The sequence below is a fragment of the Mesorhizobium sp. GbtcB19 genome, assembly GCF_019091085.1.
GTDB lineage: Bacteria > Pseudomonadota > Alphaproteobacteria > Rhizobiales > Rhizobiaceae > Mesorhizobium.
Window position 1 is genome coordinate 23960 of sequence record NZ_JAGXJY010000008.1, and the last position, 16807, is coordinate 40766.

General features: G+C 63.9%; 12 protein-coding genes. 7 read left to right on the top strand and 5 right to left on the bottom strand.

Annotation, left to right across the window (positions count from 1 at the left end):
• The first annotated feature begins 17 nt into the window (after positions 1 to 17).
• From KVT37_RS15625 to KVT37_RS15640, 4 genes are all read left to right on the top strand, one after another.
• Positions 18 to 890, top strand: a complete 873-nt coding sequence (locus KVT37_RS15625; protein WP_217574523.1) for an undecaprenyl-diphosphate phosphatase — start codon at positions 18 to 20, stop codon at positions 888 to 890.
• Positions 878 to 1498, top strand: coding sequence for a hypothetical protein (locus tag KVT37_RS15630; protein ID WP_254634053.1), 621 nt, complete (start codon positions 878 to 880; stop codon positions 1496 to 1498). The genes KVT37_RS15625 and KVT37_RS15630 overlap by 13 nt, the downstream gene beginning before the upstream one ends.
• Before the next feature lie 84 nt (positions 1499 to 1582).
• The gene (locus KVT37_RS15635) at positions 1583 to 2368 is read left to right on the top strand and encodes a phosphodiester glycosidase family protein (protein ID WP_217574525.1); all 786 of its coding nucleotides are present in this window, start codon (positions 1583 to 1585) and stop codon (positions 2366 to 2368) included.
• Between the two features lie 154 nt (positions 2369 to 2522).
• Positions 2523 to 3641 (top strand): GH25 family lysozyme, encoded by a 1119-nt coding sequence (locus tag KVT37_RS15640; protein WP_217574527.1) that lies wholly within the window; start codon positions 2523 to 2525, stop codon positions 3639 to 3641.
• Between the two features lie 367 nt (positions 3642 to 4008).
• Here KVT37_RS15640 and KVT37_RS15645 read toward each other — a convergent pair whose 3' ends face one another.
• Both KVT37_RS15645 and KVT37_RS15650 read right to left on the bottom strand, forming a co-directional pair.
• Complete coding sequence (locus KVT37_RS15645; RefSeq protein WP_217574529.1) at positions 4009 to 4380, bottom strand: VOC family protein; 372 nt, start codon at positions 4378 to 4380, stop codon at positions 4009 to 4011.
• A gap of 79 nt (positions 4381 to 4459) precedes the next feature.
• The gene (locus tag KVT37_RS15650; RefSeq protein ID WP_217574531.1) at positions 4460 to 8236 is read right to left on the bottom strand and encodes a vitamin B12-dependent ribonucleotide reductase; all 3777 of its coding nucleotides are present in this window, start codon (positions 8234 to 8236) and stop codon (positions 4460 to 4462) included.
• 711 nt (positions 8237 to 8947) lie between these two features.
• On the opposite strand from KVT37_RS15650, the gene gltX reads away from it, so the two are divergent.
• On the top strand, positions 8948 to 10321 hold the full coding sequence (gene gltX, locus KVT37_RS15655) for a glutamate--tRNA ligase (RefSeq protein ID WP_217574533.1): 1374 nt from the start codon (positions 8948 to 8950) through the stop codon (positions 10319 to 10321).
• Here the strand turns inward: gltX and KVT37_RS15660 are convergent.
• Entirely contained in the window at positions 10239 to 11474 is a 1236-nt protein-coding gene (locus KVT37_RS15660) for a DUF2865 domain-containing protein (RefSeq protein ID WP_217574535.1), read from the bottom strand. The two genes, gltX and KVT37_RS15660, sit on opposite strands and share 83 nt — an antisense overlap.
• 326 nt (positions 11475 to 11800) lie before the next feature.
• Here KVT37_RS15660 and KVT37_RS15665 point away from each other — a divergent pair, with 326 nt between their 5' ends.
• A complete protein-coding gene (locus KVT37_RS15665; RefSeq protein ID WP_254634054.1) occupies positions 11801 to 12355 on the top strand; it encodes a DUF1287 domain-containing protein in 555 nt (184 codons plus the stop codon).
• Positions 12356 to 12376: 21 nt separating this feature from the next.
• On the opposite strand, the gene KVT37_RS15670 is transcribed toward KVT37_RS15665, so the two are convergent.
• On the bottom strand, positions 12377 to 14701 hold the full coding sequence (locus KVT37_RS15670) for an NADP-dependent malic enzyme (protein ID WP_217574539.1): 2325 nt from the start codon (positions 14699 to 14701) through the stop codon (positions 12377 to 12379).
• Between the two features lie 162 nt (positions 14702 to 14863).
• Positions 14864 to 15643, bottom strand: a complete 780-nt coding sequence (locus KVT37_RS15675) for an SDR family oxidoreductase (protein ID WP_217574541.1) — start codon at positions 15641 to 15643, stop codon at positions 14864 to 14866.
• Between the two features lie 121 nt (positions 15644 to 15764).
• On the opposite strand from KVT37_RS15675, the gene KVT37_RS15680 reads away from it, so the two are divergent.
• Positions 15765 to 16595 carry a UDP-2,3-diacylglucosamine diphosphatase gene (locus tag KVT37_RS15680; RefSeq protein ID WP_112098494.1) on the top strand — a complete coding sequence of 277 codons (831 nt, stop codon included), beginning with the start codon at positions 15765 to 15767 and terminating at the stop codon, positions 16593 to 16595.
• The last annotated feature ends 212 nt before the right edge of the window (positions 16596 to 16807 follow it).

Below are 16807 nucleotides of genomic sequence, written 5' to 3' on the forward strand. Positions count from 1 at the left end.
CTGGGAAAAGGATTGAGATGACCGACGTCTGCACTCAAGGGTTGGATACCGGCTTTGTCGGCCTGGGTTATGCCAAGGTGGCGTTTCTGGGCATCGTGCAAGGCATCACCGAATTGCTGCCGATCTCGTCCACCGCGCATATGCGCATCGTGCCGGCCGTGCTCGGCTGGCAGGACCCCGGATCGGCCTTCTCCGCCGCCATGCAACTGGCGGCGCTGGCGGCGGTGGTCAGCTATTTCTGGAGCGATGTCAGGGACGTGGTCTTTGGATCGCTCTCCGCGATCTCCCGCCGCGATTTCTCCGACCGCCATTTCCGGCTGGCGATCAGCATCGTGCTTGCCACCGTGCCGATCGTTATTGCCGGCCTCGCGCTTTCCGGCGTGCTCAACGCCTGCAATTCGCCATTGCGCGGGCTTGCCGTCATCGGCTGGGCCTGTATCGTCATGGCGATCCTTTTGGCGCTCGCCGAGATTTTCGCCAGTCACAAGCTGATGCTGCGCCAGGCATCGATCCTCGATGCCATCCTGGTGGGCGTCGCCCAGGTCGGCGCGCTCATTCCGGGGGTATCGCGCTCGGGCTCGACGCTGACGGCGGCGATGGGGCTGGGCTTCGCCCGGCCCGAAGCGGCGCGCCTGTCATTCCTGCTCGGCCTGCCGGCCATCGCGCTGGCCGGCCTGAAAGAGCTCTGGGAACTGCACAAGGTGCATCTCGACGCGCACGGCTGGTCGATCCTGGCCGTCGGCCTCATCGTCGCATCGATCTCGGCTTTCGTTGCCATCTGGGGATTGATGCGGGTGCTGGAACGCTTCTCCGCCTGGCCGTTCGTCATCTATCGCGGCCTTCTCGGCGTGGTGCTGCTGTTGGGCCTGGCACTGGGATGGCTATCCTAGCCAATCCGGCATTTTCGGCGGCTCGCGCACGGGGCGTGCGCCGCTTGGCGGGAGCTCTCTCCTGTCTGCTGCTCGCAATGCCGGTGGCCAACGCCAATGGGCTGGGCCACCAATGGCAGGCTGGCCAGTATTCTTTCTCGGACGAACTTGGCGGTTTTCTGATCCGATCCGTCTCGGGAACGGGCACAAGATCCGATCCGGTTGTTCTAGGCGAGGAATTGGAGTCGGCCGACCCCGTCACTCTGACGATCCGCGCGCGGCAACCGACGGCCAATTTCATTGAGGGAATCCTCTATCTGCGCGTCGTGGCGCTCAACAACAGCGGGCACCCCTGGGTGGATTTCCTATTCGAGCTTCAATCGGTATTGGACCAGCCGAGCACTTTCGGCGACGGCCTTTCGTTCGACCAGACGCATACGACGTCCGACTTCATCTCGTCCGACAGTTTCGCACGCTACGACCGCAAGCTGGAGCCGTTCGATCGCCTGCGGTTTCTCGATGGCCACGTGGACACATCTCATCAGACAAGCTTCGATTTCCTCGTGACCGACTTCAATCCCAAAAGCGTCTTCTATCTGCTGCAGGACCCGGGTATTCCGGCCTCCTGACGATTTTGCCAGGGTGGGCAGAAATCGCTGCAAGAGATTGAGTCGACGGTTCGTACTCAGCTCCGTTCAGTCATTGGTACGCTCATGGATCTTTCAACAGTGCTGAACGCGGTGCCCTTGCTGGCCACGCTGGTGAAGTCGGCGGTGCCTGCCGCCGTTGGCGCCGGCATGGGCCTTGGCCAATGGCTGGCCGCGCTGCCGCCCTGCCGCAACCAGGCCTTCGAGAACGCAACGTACCTGGTCTGCGAAACCGATCCGAAGCATTTTTCCATCGAGCTGTTCTGGAAGAACAAGAATGGCGAGCTCTACCGGTCGCTGCACAATCTGCGCATGGCCGAGCAAGCGTCTGGGCGCACCATGCTCTTCGGCATCAACGCCGGCATGTATCATCCCGATCTCGCCCCGGTCGGGCTCTATGTCGAGCGCGGCGAGCAGGTCAGGCCGGCCAAGACCGGTTCGGGAAGCGGCAATTTTTCCATGCAGCCCAACGGCATCTTCTACCTCAGCGCCGGCAAGGCAGGGGTTCGCGCGACCAGGGATTACCTGAAGCGTCCGCCGCGCGTGGACTACGCCACCCAGTCCGGGCCGATGCTGGTCATCGACGGCAAGCTGCATCCAAAATTTCAGGCCGACGGCACCTCGCGCAAAATCCGCGATGGGGTGGGCGTGCGCGCCGATGGCGTCGCAATCTTCGCGATCTCCAACGAGGTCGTGACGTTTCACGAATTCGCGCGGCTGTTCCGCGACCAGCTCGGCTGCCCCAACGCGCTGTTCCTCGACGGCTCCATTTCGAGCCTCTATGCGCCCGGCATCGGCCGCAATGACGATTTCTGGAATCTCGGACCGATGATCGGCGTGTTCAGGCGCTGACCAGAACCTCTTCGGCAACCGTCGCGAATCGCCCGGTCCGGTCAAAGGTAAATTTTGATTCAAACTTTGTTGGTAATTTCTCGTTAGGAATGGCCTGATTGTCCGGCGGCGCCCTCACTGCCTTCGGTCTGTTTTGTATCGCGTACAGGTCAAGATGCGGATTTCAGGGGTCGTCAGTTTCCTATTTGCATCGCTTTGCCTTGCCGGCTGCTCGTCCACGTCGGGCGTCGATGCCTTGCAGATGCCGTCCAGCGAGACGACGAGTTCCGTCGTGCGGCCGAGCGCGCCTGTCTCGAAGGGCGTGAGGACCGCGGTCACGGAGAAAACCGTCGAGACGGCCTCGATGTCGGGCGAGACGCGTTTCACCCCGCCGGCGCCGCTGCTCGATGAGGACAATGCCAGTTCGGACGATGAGAACTCGCGCCCCTTCGGCCTTGCCGAGGAGGAGACGGTGAACTTCCCGCCGCAGGGCCTTCCGGACAGCGTCGAGCCGCCGGTGCAGGAGGCCGCGCTCGTCTCGCCGCCGAAGCGGTTGTCGCGCGCGGCGCCCGCCATGCTTGCCGGCCCGGTCACCCGTTACGCGTTCCGCGACGCCAAGCCGATCAATTTCGGTCGTGCTTCGCCGCGCCATCTGGCCGTTCACGGCGTCGACGTCTCGCGCTGGCAGGGCGACATCAACTGGAGCAAGCTGCGTGCCCAAGGCGCCAACTTCGCCTATATCAAGGCGACCGACGGCGGCGACCATCTCGACCCGATGTTCATGAAGAACTGGCGCAATGCCGACGCCGCCGGACTGAAGCGCGGTGCCTATCATTTCTTCTACTGGTGCCGCACCGCCGGCGAGCAGGCCGACTGGTTCATCCGCAACGTGCCGAAGGTCGACGGCGCGCTGCCGCCGGTCATCGACGTCGAGTGGAACGGCGATTCCTCCTGCCAGCGGCGCCCCTCGCGTGAAAAAGTGCTGGAGAAGATGCAGGTGTTCATGGACAAGCTGGAGCGTCATTACGGCCAGCGTCCGATCATCTACACCAGCCCCGATTTCTATCGCGACAATCTGCGCGGCGCCTTCCCGGACTATCCGTTCTGGCTGCGCGCGGTGGCGGCGCATCCGTCAAAAGTCTATCCGGGCCGCAAATGGCTGTTCTGGCAGTATTCCGGCTCGGGTCTGTCGCATGGCGTCAGCGGCCGCATCGACCTCAACGTCTTCCATGGCGACGAGCGCCAATGGCGTGCGTGGCTGGGTGGCGGGCAAATGATGGCCGACGCGGACTGAGGCGCTTTTTTCCTTCTCCCCTTGTGGGAGAAGGTGTCGCCGAAGGCGACGGATGAGGGGTGCTCCAGGGAACGCCAGCGTCTCACTCCGCTGGAACACCCCTCATCCGTCTCGGCGCTGTCGCACCGATCCACCTTCTCCCACAAGGGGAGAAGAAGAGGGCGCGCGTCACGCCTCGCCCCGCGCTTTCGTCATCCTCGGGCTTGACCCGAGGATCCATTCCGTGACCTGGGCGCAGAGTGCAAACCGAGCAGAATTCTGCATCGTGGCAACGCTTCGAAGTCACGGAATGGATTCCAGGGTCTGCGCGCGTCGCTTCGCTCCTTGCTCCGCCCTGGAATGACGAAGCGGAGAGGGCGCCGCCACACTACGCCTCGTTGATCATCGCCTCGATGTTGTAGCCGTCGGGATCGAGCACGAAGCAGGCGTAGTAATTCGGGCCATAATCCGGACGCGGCCCCGGCGCGCCGTTGTCGGCGGCGCCAGCCTCAAGCGCCGCCCGGTAGAACGCATCGACCTCGGCTTTGCTCTTCACCCGGAAAGCGACATGCAGATGGGTGAGCGGCGGCGTCTCGCCCGTGCTCTGGATCTCGAACAGGCAGGCATTGCCGACATCGAAGGCCCAGAAGATGCCTTCCTTGCCGAAGGACAGGCTGTAGCGCAGCGGCGAAAAGGCCTTTTCGTAGAAGAGCTTGCTCTTGGCGAGGTCGCTCACTTCGATGGTGATGTGGTCGATCATTTGTGCTCGCTGATCGTCTACGCAAATCGGCCCGATCTTGCGACCGGGCCGATACTGTTACGTCTAGAATTTCAGCTACTCAGCTACACCCGCTCGTGCTGCCACACGTGTCGCACTTCTCACAGGTGCCGTTCCGCACCATGGTGAAGTTGTGGCACTCGGAGCATTCGTTGCCGGTGTAGCCTTGCAGCAGCGACTGCTGGCGGCGGGTCGCGGCGAGTTTTTTCGCCTCCGCGGCTTCGTTGGCCGCGGCGTCGGTGAACAGTGCCTCGGCGCCGCCGGCGGCTTCGGCTTCCTCCTCGATCATGTCCTCGGCCAGTTCCCGGGCGCGCTCCTCATAGTCGCGCTTGTAGGCGAGCGCCTCGTCGCTGGCCGGTTTCAGCGCCAGCACGTTGGAGCCGGCAAAGGCGGTCGGTGCGGCGCGGGCAGGGGACGTGGTCGGGGCCGAGCCGCCAAAACCCTTCGGGTCTGAACCGGCAGCCGACACCAGCTTCACCGGCGAGGCGCCGCGATAGAGGCCCTTGGAGAAGGGCGTCGCCTTGCCTTCGGTGATGCCGCGGCCGAGTGCCGTCTTGTCGAAGTCCGACTGGTCGACATGGGCGAGGTCGTGACGGGCGAGGTACGACACCGCGAGCTCGCGGAACACGTAGTCGAGGATCGACGTCGCGTTCTTGATGGCGTCGTTGCCCTGCACCATGCCGGCCGGCTCGAACTTGGTGAAGGTGAAGGCCTCGACATACTCGTCCAGCGGCACGCCATATTGCAGGCCGAGCGAGATGGCGATGGCGAAGTTGTTCATCATCGCGCGGAAGGCGGCGCCTTCCTTGTGCATGTCGATGAAGATCTCACCCAAACGCCCGTCGTCGAACTCGCCGGTTCTGAGATAGACCTTGTGGCCGCCGACGACGGCCTTCTGGGTGTAGCCCTTGCGGCGGTTCGGCAGCTTCTCGCGGTCGCGGTAGAGACGTTCCACCACGCGCTCGACGATCTTTTCTGTCACCTGCACGGCGCGCTGCGCGGCCGGTGCGGCGATCAGCTGCTCGACCGCCTCGTCCTCATCCTCCTCGCCATCGGCGAGCAGCGAGGCATTGAGCGGCTGCGAGAGCTTCGAGCCGTCGCGATAGAGCGCGTTGGCCTTCAGCGCCAGCTTCCAGGACAGCATGTAGGCGTTCTTGGCGTCCTCGACCGTCGCCTCGTTCGGCATGTTGATGGTCTTGGAGATGGCGCCCGAGATGAAGGGCTGCGCCGCCGCCATCATCAGGATGTGGCTGTTGATCGAGAGCGAGCGCTTGCCGATCTTGCCGCACGGGCTGGCGCAGTCGAAAACGGCCAAGTGCTCGGCCTTGAGGAAGGGCGCGCCTTCCAGCGTCATGGCACCGCAGACATGGATGTTGGCGGCGTCGATGTCCTTCTTGGAGAAGCCCAGCGCCGGCAGCATCTCGAAGGAGACGTCGCCGAGCTGCTCGTCGGTGAAGCCGAACGTGTCCTTCACCCAGTCGGCGCCCAGCGTCCACTGGTTGAACACGAACTTGATGTCGAAGGCCGACTTCAGCGCCGCGTTGAGCGCCGCGATCTTCTCATCGGTAAAACCCTTGGCCTTCAGCGAGCCGGGGTTGATGCCGGGCGCCTGGTTGAGGTTGCCGTGGCCGACCGCGTAAGCCTCGATCTCGGCGATCTGGCTTTCGGAGTAGCCAAGCGTGCGCAGCGCTTCCGGCACCGCGCGGTTGATGATCTTGAAGTAGCCGCCGCCGGCGAGCTTCTTGAACTTCACCAAAGCGAAGTCGGGCTCGATGCCGGTGGTGTCGCAATCCATCACGAGGCCGATCGTGCCGGTCGGCGCGATCACGGTCGCCTGCGCGTTGCGGTAGCCGTGCTCCTCGCCGAGCTCGATGGCGCGGTCCCAGGCGGCGCGGGCATGCTCGGCCAGCGCCTGCTGCTTCAGGTCGGCGGCGACGAGCGGCACCGGATTGACGGCGAGTTTCTCGTAGCCGTCCTTGTCTCCGTATGCAGCGCGGCGGTGGTTGCGCATGACGCGCAGCATGTTCTGGGCGTTGCGGTCATAGTCCGGGAAGGCGCCGAGCTCGGACGCCATCTCGGCCGATGTGGCATAGGCCATACCGGTCATGATCGCGGTGAGCGCGGCGCAGATGGCGCGGCCCTCGTCGGAGTCGTAAGGAATGCCAGACGTCATCAGCAGGCCGCCGATATTGGCGTAGCCGAGGCCGAGCGTGCGGTAGTCGTAGGAGAGCTTGGCGATCTCCTTGGACGGGAACTGTGCCATCATCACCGAGATTTCGAGCACGACGGTCCACAGCCGAACGGTGTGCTCGTAAGCGGCGATGTCGATCGTGCCGTCGGCATTGCGGTAGGGCAGCAGATTGATCGAGGCGAGGTTGCAGGCCGTGTCGTCGAGGAACATGTATTCCGAGCACGGGTTGGAGGCCCGGATCGCACCGGCGGAGGCGCAGGTGTGCCAGTCGTTCATCGTCGTGTTGAAGTGCAGGCCCGGATCGGCGGAAGCCCAGGCGGCGTAGCCGATCTTTTCCCACAGATCGCGCGCCTTCAGCGTCTTCAGCACCTTGCCGTCCTTGCGGGCGGTGAGCTGCCAGTCGCCATCGGCTTCCACGGCACGCAGGAAATTGTCCTTCAGCGACACCGAGTTGTTGGAGTTCTGGCCGGAGACGGTGAGATAGGCGTCCGAATCCCAGTCGGTGTCGTAGGTCTTGAACGACATCGAGGTGTAGCCCTGGCGGGCGAACTGGATGACCCGGTAGATGTAGTTCTCCGGCACGGCATCCTTCTTGGCCGCCTTGATCTCGCGCTTCAGCGCGGTGTTCAGCGCCGGGTCGAAGCAGTCGTCGTCATGGCCTTCGCAATTGACGCAGGCCTTCATGATGGCTTCGAGGTGCTTCTTGACGATCTTCGAGCCGGTCACCAGCGAGGCGACCTTCTGCTCTTCATTGACCTTCCAATCGATGAAGTCCTCAATATCAGGGTGGTCGGCGTCGACGATGACCATTTTCGCGGCGCGGCGCGTCGTGCCGCCCGACTTGATGGCGCCGGCAGCGCGGTCGCCGATCTTGAGGAAGCTCATCAGGCCGGACGAGCGGCCGCCGCCGGAAAGCTTCTCGCCTTCACCACGCAGCATGGAGAAGTTCGAGCCGGTGCCGGAGCCGTATTTGAACAGGCGCGCCTCACGCACCCACAAATCCATGATGCCGCCCTCGTTGACGAGGTCGTCCTGCACGCCCTGGATGAAGCAGGCATGCGGCTGCGGGTGCTCGTAGGAGGACTTCGACTTGGTCAGCTTGCCGGTGAAGGGGTCGACATAGAAATGGCCCTGGCTCGGACCGTCGATGCCATAGGCCCAGTGCAGGCCGGTGTTGAACCATTGCGGCGAGTTCGGCGCGACGCGCTGGGTCGCGAGCATATAGGCGAGCTCGTCGCGGAAGGCGCGCGCGTCGTCCTCGGACTTGAAATAGCCGCCCTTGTAACCCCAATAGGTCCAGGTGCCGGCAAGACGGTCAAAGACCTGGCGGGCGTCGGTTTCCGAACCGTAGCGCTCGGCCTCGGGCAATTTGGCGAGCTCGGCCTCGTCGGCGACGGACCGCCACAGGAAGGAGGGGACGTCATTCTCCTCGACCTTCTTCAGCCGCGCCGGCACGCCGGCCTTGCGGAAATATTTTTGGGCCAGGATGTCGGCCGCGACCTGGCTGAACTGCGCCGGCACATCGATGTTATCCAGACGGAACACCACCGAGCCATCGGGATTCTTGATCTCCGACAGAGCCTTGCGGAATTCGATCTCCGCATAGGCAGACTGGTCTGGCTTGGTGAAGCGACGCTCGATGCGCATTGGTCCGATCCCTTTTATCTATATATAGCGCTTTTGCCTGGGGTTTTCTCCCCCGCTGAGCGAAAAGCGCAATCCGCCGTTTGCCGGCATCGCAGGCGACGCCGACACTCTCCTGGTCGCGGGCGCAGCCATGCAGACAAGAAAACGCCTTTCCAGGCGCTTACCCAGGTTGCCGGCCGACCCGCGGGTCCCTCGAAACTGAAACTTTTGTCGATTCCCTCCGTAGAGGGAGGTTCACACTATCTAGCGTCGAGCCTGCCTGCAAACACTAAATATAGTGTTAACAGATCATTTTTTCCAGGCCGACAATTCTCCCTTTCGCCCACCCAAGCCCCTACGATCCCAACGCTTCCGCCGGCCTCGTGAACAGGCGGAAATTCGGGCAAAACGCACAAAATCCGGGAAAAAAGACCGGCCTCAGAACTCTCCGGTCGCGCCCGCAACAGGAGCGCATGACCTATAAAAGGCGACTCGTTCCGACCCGTCAAGGATTCGTTTGCGTAGCTTTTATGACCCCAACATCTTGTGTGTCACACATGTGGATAACGGGGACATGAGAAGCCCGGCTTCGCAGGCACTTGACGCGGTTTATCAGTCTGCCGCGAAGCGTGCTGGGCCGGCGGCTTTTCATTTTAGCTGGCTTGCACTATCTGTTGCGGTTGCGCGGGGGGCGCGCTTGTCAACACCAAAAGCATCCGTTACGCCCCGCTCATGACAGTCACCGTACGTTTTGCCCCATCGCCGACCGGCCGCATCCATATCGGCAATGCGCGCACCGCGCTGTTCAACTGGCTTTTCGCCATGAACAACAAGGGCCGCTTCATCCAGCGCTTCGACGACACCGACATTGCCCGCTCGAAGCAGGAATATGCCGATTCCATCCTTTACGACCTGCATTGGCTGGGCATCTTCCCGGATGTCACCGAATACCAGTCGCGCCGCTTCGAGATTTACGACGCGGCGGTCGAACGGCTGAAGGCGGCGCGGGTGCTCTATGCCTGCTACGAGACGCCGGAAGAGCTCGATCTGCGCCGCAAGGTGCGCCGCACGCGCGGCCTGCCGCCGGTCTACGGCCGCGAGGCGCTGACGCTGACGCCGGAGCAGGTGGCCGAATACCAGTCGGACGGGCGCAAGCCGCACTGGCGCTTCCTTTTGCCCAATTTCACCAGCGATCCGCTGCAGCCTGAGCGCACGGACGTGCATTGGAACGACCTGGTGCGCGGCGAGGAGACCGTCGATCTGGCCTCGCTGTCGGATCCCGTGCTGGTGCGCGAGGACGGCACCTATCTGTATACGCTGCCTTCGGTGGTCGACGATATCGAGATGGGCGTCAGCCATGTCATCCGCGGCGACGACCATGTCACCAACACCGGCGTGCAGATTGCGATCTTCAAGGCGCTCGGCGCCGAGCCGCCGGTCTTCGGCCACCACAATCTGCTCACCACGACCACGGGCGAGGGGCTGTCGAAGCGCACCGGCGCGCTGTCGATCGAAAGCCTGCGCGAGGACGGCATCGAGCCGATGGCGGTGGCTTCGCTAGCCGTGCTCGTCGGCACGTCCGAGAATGTCACCGCAGCGCACGACCTTAATGCGCTTGCCAGTCATTTCGACCCGGCGGCGACCTCCAAGTCCGCCTCCAAGTTCGATCCGGACGAGCTCTTCGTGCTCAACCGCACGCTGATGCATCACATGCCGTTCGAGGAAGCGCGCGACAGGCTGATGGTGCTGGGCATCTCCAGCGACAAGGCCGAGCCGTTCTGGATGGCCGTGCGCGGCAATCTCGACCGCCTGTCGGACGCGCTCGCCTGGTGGCGAATCCTGAGCGACGGTCCGCAGGAGCCGGCGGAATTTTCCGGCGAGGATCGCGATTTCCTCAATCAGGCGTTCGACGTGCTGCCGGAGGAGCCGTGGAACGGCACGGTCTGGAAGGACTGGACCGGCAAGATCAAGGAAACGACGGGACGCAAGGGCAAGCCCTTGTTCATGCCGCTGCGGCTGGCGCTCACGGGGCGGACTTCGGGGCCGGAGCTTTCAGATCTATTGCCGCTGATGGGTCGGGAAGGAACGCTGGCCCGACGACCCTGACCTTGCGCTGATCCGGCGGCAGCATCGAGACCGGCGAGACCGGCGCCTTGGTGGTCAGCCGCTTGATCGCATCCTGGTCGAGCCCGCCTTCGGCATTGGCGAGCGTTTCGGGATCGGCGCCCGGATCGGGCTTGTTCGCGGGCACCGGGATGAAGGGCGTCACTCCGCCCTCCGGCTGCGACTGTTCGGGATTGGGCGGGTTGCCGCCGATGATCGTGAAATTGCCGTTGCCGGCCTGCGCGTTGCAGCCGCAACTTGGCGACCGCGAATAATTGGCCTGCTTGTAGAGATAAGCGGTCGGCAGCTCGCTGTAGGGGCGGCCGTCGGCGGAGGACGTCATCGACCCCGAATCGTCGTCTATTCCACGCGAATAGAAGACCTGCATCTCGGTGCCGGGGCAGCTCGATTCGCAATTCTTCTGGTCGCGCTCGAAATCGCCGATTGAGGCGGCGTTGGACATCGGAAAGAAATACCCGTCGCAGGTGCGCACGCACATCGTGTGGAATTCGCCGCCAGGGCGCGGCAGGTCCATGCCGTCCGGCTGGTTGATGACGCGGCGGATGTTGCGTTCGCTCGGATCGTCGAGCGGCACCTCCGCCAGGTCCGGGCCGTCGGGAGCTTCCGGCGTTTCCAACTGCTGGTCCTGCCGGCCGAAAAGCTGCTCGAAGAGATTGCCGCCGCCATTGTCGCGGGCGGCCTCCTGAAGCGGGGCGCGGCGCGGCGCGATCTCGTCGCCGCGGCAGCCATTGGCATCGAGGGCGGCCAGGATGCGGCTGCGGTCGCGCCGCGTGCCGCCGCCGGCGGAGAGCCGGTCGCGCTTGGCCTGAAGCGTATCGAGATTGGCATTCATGCGCTGGACAGAGGCATTGATCGCCGCGCACTGGCTGACATTGCGCGAAAACAGCGTGAAGCCGCAACCGGCATCGCTTGCCCGGCCGCGGGCCTTGGCAAGCTGCTCGCGCTGGCGCGCGATCGCGTCGTCATATTTGCGGACGAGGCCGGGGCCTCCACCACCGCCGCGCGTGGCGGCGAGTTCGGCTTCGAGTTGCCGGCATGTGCGCGAGGCAGCCTGCGGTTCGGATACGGCGACGGTTGAACCGGCAAGCGCTGACAGCAGCGCTACCAGGTGGGTCAGCCTAAGCCCTCCTGCCATTTTGCCAAACCCCGCTCGCACGTCTGCCGGGATGCTACCGGATTCGCGGTTAACCGTTTCCTCAATTTACAGCCAAAGGCGACCTTAATCACAGCCGGGGACGACCTGAACAGGATGGGCGGACCGGTGTGGCACCACTGCTCGAAACACGCGGGACCTTCCTGTGCATGAAAGTTGCACGCGAAAGGAGCAAAAAAGACGTATTCGGCTTGGAAAATCCCCTGGCTCCAGCGATGCCGAGGCCAGAGTTGACCGCGATCACCCGTCGAACCGCACTACAGCTCGGCCTCCTGTGCGCGGCGATACCCGCGGCAATGCCCGCTGCCATGGCCGCCAAACCGCGGGCGGTGCCAAACTGGCCTGGCAAGCTGGTCGATGCCGCGCGTGAGCAGATCGGTGTCACCACCATCTACGACCCGACTTACACTCGCATCCCTTATCCCGGCGGCGATGTCGCTGAGGACCGGGGCGTGTGCACGGATGTTGTGATCCGCGCCTATCGCCGCGCCTTCAAGCTCGACCTGCAAAGGCTGGTGCATGAGGACATGGCCGCCAATTTCGCCGCCTATCCGAAGGCCTGGGGCCTGAAATCGACGGACACCAACATCGATCACCGCCGCGTGCCCAATCTCGCAGTGTTCTTCGCACGGCGAGGCGCATCCTTTGCCGTCAGCGAGGGTCCCGCCGACTACCAGCCGGGCGATCTCGTCACACAGATGCTGCCCGGCAATCTGACGCATATCGCCATCGTCTCGACCAACCGCTCGGACGAGGCGCCGGAGCGGCCGCTGGTCATCCACAATATCGGCCAGGGCGCCCGCGAGGAGGACACGCTCTATGTCTTCAGGCGGACGGGGCATTTCCGTTTCGCGCCCACCTGAGAGGCTTAGCTTTCTTAGAGCCTAGCCCAGATCGACGAGCGCCTGCGCCTTGTGCGCCGCCTCGACGACGGCAAGCGCGGTCATGTTGACGACGCCGCGCGAGGTCACCGACGGCGTCAGTATGTGCGCCGGCTTGTCGGTGCCGAGCAGGATCGGCCCGACATGCAGCGCGTCCATCATGGCACGCAAAGCCGTCAGCGTGATGTTGGCCGAATCGAGGTTCGGGAAGACCAGCAGATTGGCCTCGCCCTTCAGCCTGGAATGCGGGTAGACGCGCTGGCGCAGATGCTCCGACAACGCGGTATCGGCATGCATTTCGCCGTCGCACTGCAAATCGGGCGCGATGCGGCCGAGGATTTCCGCTGCCCGGCGCATCTTCAGCGCGCTCGGAGAATCGCGCGAGCCGAAATCCGAATGCGACAGCAGCGCCGCCTTCGGCTCGATGCCGAAGCGTTGGATTTCCTCCGCCGCCAGCACCGTCATCTCGGCGATCTCCTCCGCCGTCGGGTCGACCGAGACATGGGTGTCGGTGAGGAAGATGATGCCGCGCTGCGAAATCAGCATCGACAGCGTCGAGAGGTCCCGGTCCTGGATGCCGGCGCGGGGACCGATGATCAGCGTCACGTTGCGCAGATGCCGCTCGAAGCGGCCCTCGAGGCCGCATATCATGGCGTCCGCATCGCCGCGCTTCAGCGCCAGGGCCGCGATCACCGTGTTGTCGGTGCGCACCATGGTGCGGGCGGCTTCCGTCGTGACGCCGCGCCGGCCGGCCAGTTCGATCAGGAGATCGACATAGTGGCGGTAGCGCGGATCGTCCTCGGGGTTGATCAGGGCAAAGTCGACGCCTGGCTTGATGCGCAGCCCGTAGCGCTTCAAGCGCACTTCGACGACATGCGGTCGGCCGATCAGGGTCGGCTCGGCGATCCCTTCCTCGAGCACGACCTGCGCGGCGCGCAGCACGCGCTCGTCCTCGCCGTCGGCATAGATCACCCGCTTGGCGCTGGAAGCCTTGGCGGAGGAGAAAACCGGCTTCATCACCAGGCCGGAGCGGAAGACGAAGCGGTTGAGCTTGTCGATATAGGCGGCGAAGTCGGCGATCGGCCGCGTCGCGACGCCGGTATCGCAGGCAGCCTTGGCGACCGCCGGCGCAATGCGCAGGATGAGGCGCGGATCGAAGGGCGAAGGAATCAGGAAATCGGGGCCGAACATCGGCGTCTCGCCGGAATAGGCGCGCGCCGCGACATCCGAAGGTTCTTCGCGGGCAAGGGCGGCGATCGCCCTGACCGCCGCCATCTTCATCTCCTCGTTGATGGCGCTTGCGCCGCAGTCGAGCGCGCCGCGGAAGATGTAAGGAAAGCAAAGCACGTTGTTGACTTGATTGGGAAAATCGGAACGCCCGGTGCAGATCATGGCGTCCGGTCGGGCGGCCCGCGCCACTTCCGGCATGATCTCGGGATTGGGGTTGGCCAAAGCCAGGATCAGCGGCTTCGGCGCCATGTGCTGGAGCAGGTCCGGCTTCAGAACGCCGGCAGCGGAAAGGCCGAGGAAGACATCGGCGCCGGGGATGACGTCGGCCAGCGTGCGCGCCGCGGTGTCCTTCACATAGGGGTCTTTCCAGCGATCCATCTCCTCTACGCGGCCCTTATGGGCGACGCCGAAGCGGTCGGTGACCCAGATGTTTTCGACCCTGGCGCCGAGCGAGACCAGAAGGTTGAGGCAGGCAAGTGCGGCGGCGCCCGCGCCGGAGGTGACGATCTTGACGTCGGAAATCTTTTTGCCGGCCAGTTCCAGTCCGTTGAGCACCGCGGCGGCGACGATGATCGCCGTGCCGTGCTGGTCGTCGTGGAAGACCGGAATGCCCATGCGGGCCTTCAGCCGCTCCTCGACCTCGAAGCATTCCGGCGCCTTGATGTCCTCGAGATTGATGCCGCCGAAGGTCGGCTCCAGTGCTGCGACCGTCTCGACCATGCGCTCGATCTCCGGCGCGTCGATCTCGATGTCGAAGACGTCGATGCCGGCGAATTTCTTGAACAGCACCGCCTTGCCTTCCATCACCGGCTTGGAGGCGAGTGGGCCGATATTGCCGAGCCCGAGCACGGCCGAGCCGTTGGAGACGACGCCGACCAGATTGGCGCGCGCGGTGTAATCGGCGGCGGTGGCCGGATCGTCGCGGATCTCCAGGCAGGGCGCCGCCACGCCGGGCGAATAGGCAAGCGCCAAGTCGCGCTGGTTGCCGAGCGGTTTTGTGGCCTGGATCTCGAGCTTTCCCGGCGTCGGGTGCTTGTGGAAGAAGAGGGCGGCCTCGTCGAGGTCCGACCGGGCCGTTTTCTTGTTCTCGCCGTCCATTGCGGCCCCTCCCTGCGATACTGGTTTGGAGCCTTTTAGCATGAGCCAATAATTTCGCGACGCCAAAATCTCGGGCTCCGGCCTTCACAATGCCGGAGCAGAAATAGTCAATCAATTCCAGCCGGTTGGCGCGAGAGTTTCGGGCGGATGAATAGCGGCTCGTCAGAACGCGCTGACGTAGAGGCCGCCATCGACCGGGATATTCTGGCCGGTCAGGTAGCCGGCATGAACCGAGCAGAGGAAGGCGCAGATCTGGCCGAACTCCTCCGGCGTGCCGAGGCGTTTTGCCGGCACGTCGGCGCTGATCCGGGTTTTGCGCGCGGCGGCCGCGGCCGGGTCTTCAACGGTACCTGCCTCATGCGGGCCGCGCAGGCGGTCGGTGTCGAGCTTGCCGGGCAACAGGCTGTTGATGGTGACGTTGCGGTCGATCACCGTACGCGCCACGCCGGCCAGGAACGAGGTCAGGCCGGCGCGCGCGCCGGACGACAAATCGAGGCCGGGGATCGGCACATAGACCGACAGCGAGGTGATGTTGACGATGCGGCCGAACCCGCGCTTGGCCATGCCGTCGATCACCGCCTGGATGAGCTCGATCGGCGTCACCATGTTCTGCGTCACGCCTTCGAGGATTTTCGTGCGGTCGAGCTCGCGGAAATCGCGCAACGGCGGGCCGCCATTGTTGTTGACCAGGATGTCCGGGTCCGGGCAGGCGGCAAGGATCGCCTTCTGCACGTCGGGCTTCGACACATCGCCGGCGACTTCGGTCACCTCGACCCCGAACCGGTCGCGGATCTCCTTGGCGGTCCTCGCCACGAGCTCGGCGTTGCGGCCGTTGACGACGAGATCGACGCCGGCTTCCGCCAGCGCCATCGCGCATCCTTTTCCAAGCCCTTTGCTCGAAGCGCAGACGATGGCCTTCTTGCCGCGAATGCCCAGATCCATGGTGATTTTCTCCTGAATGCGTTGCGTGCAAGCTAGCGCCTGGGCTGGACCAACCGCAACCGTCATACGGTTGTTGCATGAATCGGGGCATAGGCACGCGAAAGCAAAGGGTAAAATCGTGATGTCAGACCCAGAGCCCCGCACTTTCCGCGCGCTGTTCATTTCCGACGTGCATCTCGGGTCCAAGGCGGCCAAGGCCGATTTCCTGATCGACTTCCTGCGCTATCACGACGCCGAAATCATCTATCTCGTCGGCGATATCGTCGATGGCTGGCGGCTGCGGCGCAGCTGGCACTGGCCGCAAAGCCACAATGACGTGGTGCAGAAACTGCTGCGCAAGGCCCGCAAGGGCGCCTCCATCACCTATATCGCCGGCAATCACGACGAGTTCGCCCGCCAGTTCCAGGGCGTGCATTTCGGCGGCATCGTCGTTGCCGACCGCGCCATCCACGAAACCGCCGACGGCCGGCGCTTGCTGGTCATCCATGGCGACCAGTTCGACACGGTGGTGCACAACCAGCGCTGGCTCGCCTATCTCGGCGACTATGCCTATGACACCGCGATGCTGATCAACCGGGTGGTGACCAAACTGCGCCATTTGCTCGGCCTGCCTTACTGGTCGTTCTCGTCCTGGGCCAAGGTCAAGGTGAAGAAGGCGGTGAACTTCATCGGCTCGTTCCAGACCGTGCTGTCGGAGGAAGCCAGGCGCTCGCATGTCGACGGCGTGATCTGCGGTCACATCCACCATGCCGCCATCGAGAATTATGGCGAGGTGCAGTACATCAACACCGGCGACTGGGTAGAAAGCTGCACGGCGGTGGTCGAGCATTTCGACGGCCGCATGGAAATCCTGACCTGGGCGCATGTGCTGCCCGAATCTTCGGCCGACGCTGACGTGCTGGTGCCGGTCGACATCATCGACCTCAAGGGCAGGGCAGCGCAGGCGGCCTGAACGGCGCCAGCGCTCGGCAAGGCTGGCGGACCGCCCCCAGGGTTATCGAGCCGGCGTTGCACCGGGACCGTTCGGGAAAGACGAAGCGTTCCGAGCCGTCTTCAACAGCTTTGCCGCTGATCGATTGGTCCAGACAGTTCCGCCGCGCTTTGCCGCATGTTAGGGATCGAGACGCGTTGCAGGCCGTCGAATGCAGCGAAATTGGATCGATT

Excerpts from the sequence above, each read along its gene's own strand:
- KVT37_RS15640 (WP_217574527.1), top strand. The coding sequence starts at position 2,523 with ATGCGGATTTCAGGGGTCGTCAGTTTCCTATTTGCATCGCTTTGCCTT.
- KVT37_RS15660 (WP_217574535.1), bottom strand. The coding sequence starts at position 11,474 with ATGGCAGGAGGGCTTAGGCTGACCCACCTGGTAGCGCTGCTGTCAGCG.
- KVT37_RS15680 (WP_112098494.1), top strand. The coding sequence starts at position 15,765 with ATGTCAGACCCAGAGCCCCGCACTTTCCGCGCGCTGTTCATTTCCGAC.
- KVT37_RS15675 (WP_217574541.1), bottom strand. The coding sequence starts at position 15,643 with ATGGATCTGGGCATTCGCGGCAAGAAGGCCATCGTCTGCGCTTCGAGC.
- KVT37_RS15650 (WP_217574531.1), bottom strand. The coding sequence starts at position 8,236 with ATGCGCATCGAGCGTCGCTTCACCAAGCCAGACCAGTCTGCCTATGCG.
- KVT37_RS15635 (WP_217574525.1), top strand. The coding sequence starts at position 1,583 with ATGGATCTTTCAACAGTGCTGAACGCGGTGCCCTTGCTGGCCACGCTG.
- gltX (WP_217574533.1), top strand. The coding sequence starts at position 8,948 with ATGACAGTCACCGTACGTTTTGCCCCATCGCCGACCGGCCGCATCCAT.
- KVT37_RS15665 (WP_254634054.1), top strand. The coding sequence starts at position 11,801 with ATGGCCGCCAAACCGCGGGCGGTGCCAAACTGGCCTGGCAAGCTGGTC.
- KVT37_RS15625 (WP_217574523.1), top strand. The coding sequence starts at position 18 with ATGACCGACGTCTGCACTCAAGGGTTGGATACCGGCTTTGTCGGCCTG.
- KVT37_RS15630 (WP_254634053.1), top strand. The coding sequence starts at position 878 with ATGGCTATCCTAGCCAATCCGGCATTTTCGGCGGCTCGCGCACGGGGC.
- KVT37_RS15645 (WP_217574529.1), bottom strand. The coding sequence starts at position 4,380 with ATGATCGACCACATCACCATCGAAGTGAGCGACCTCGCCAAGAGCAAG.
- KVT37_RS15670 (WP_217574539.1), bottom strand. The coding sequence starts at position 14,701 with ATGGACGGCGAGAACAAGAAAACGGCCCGGTCGGACCTCGACGAGGCC.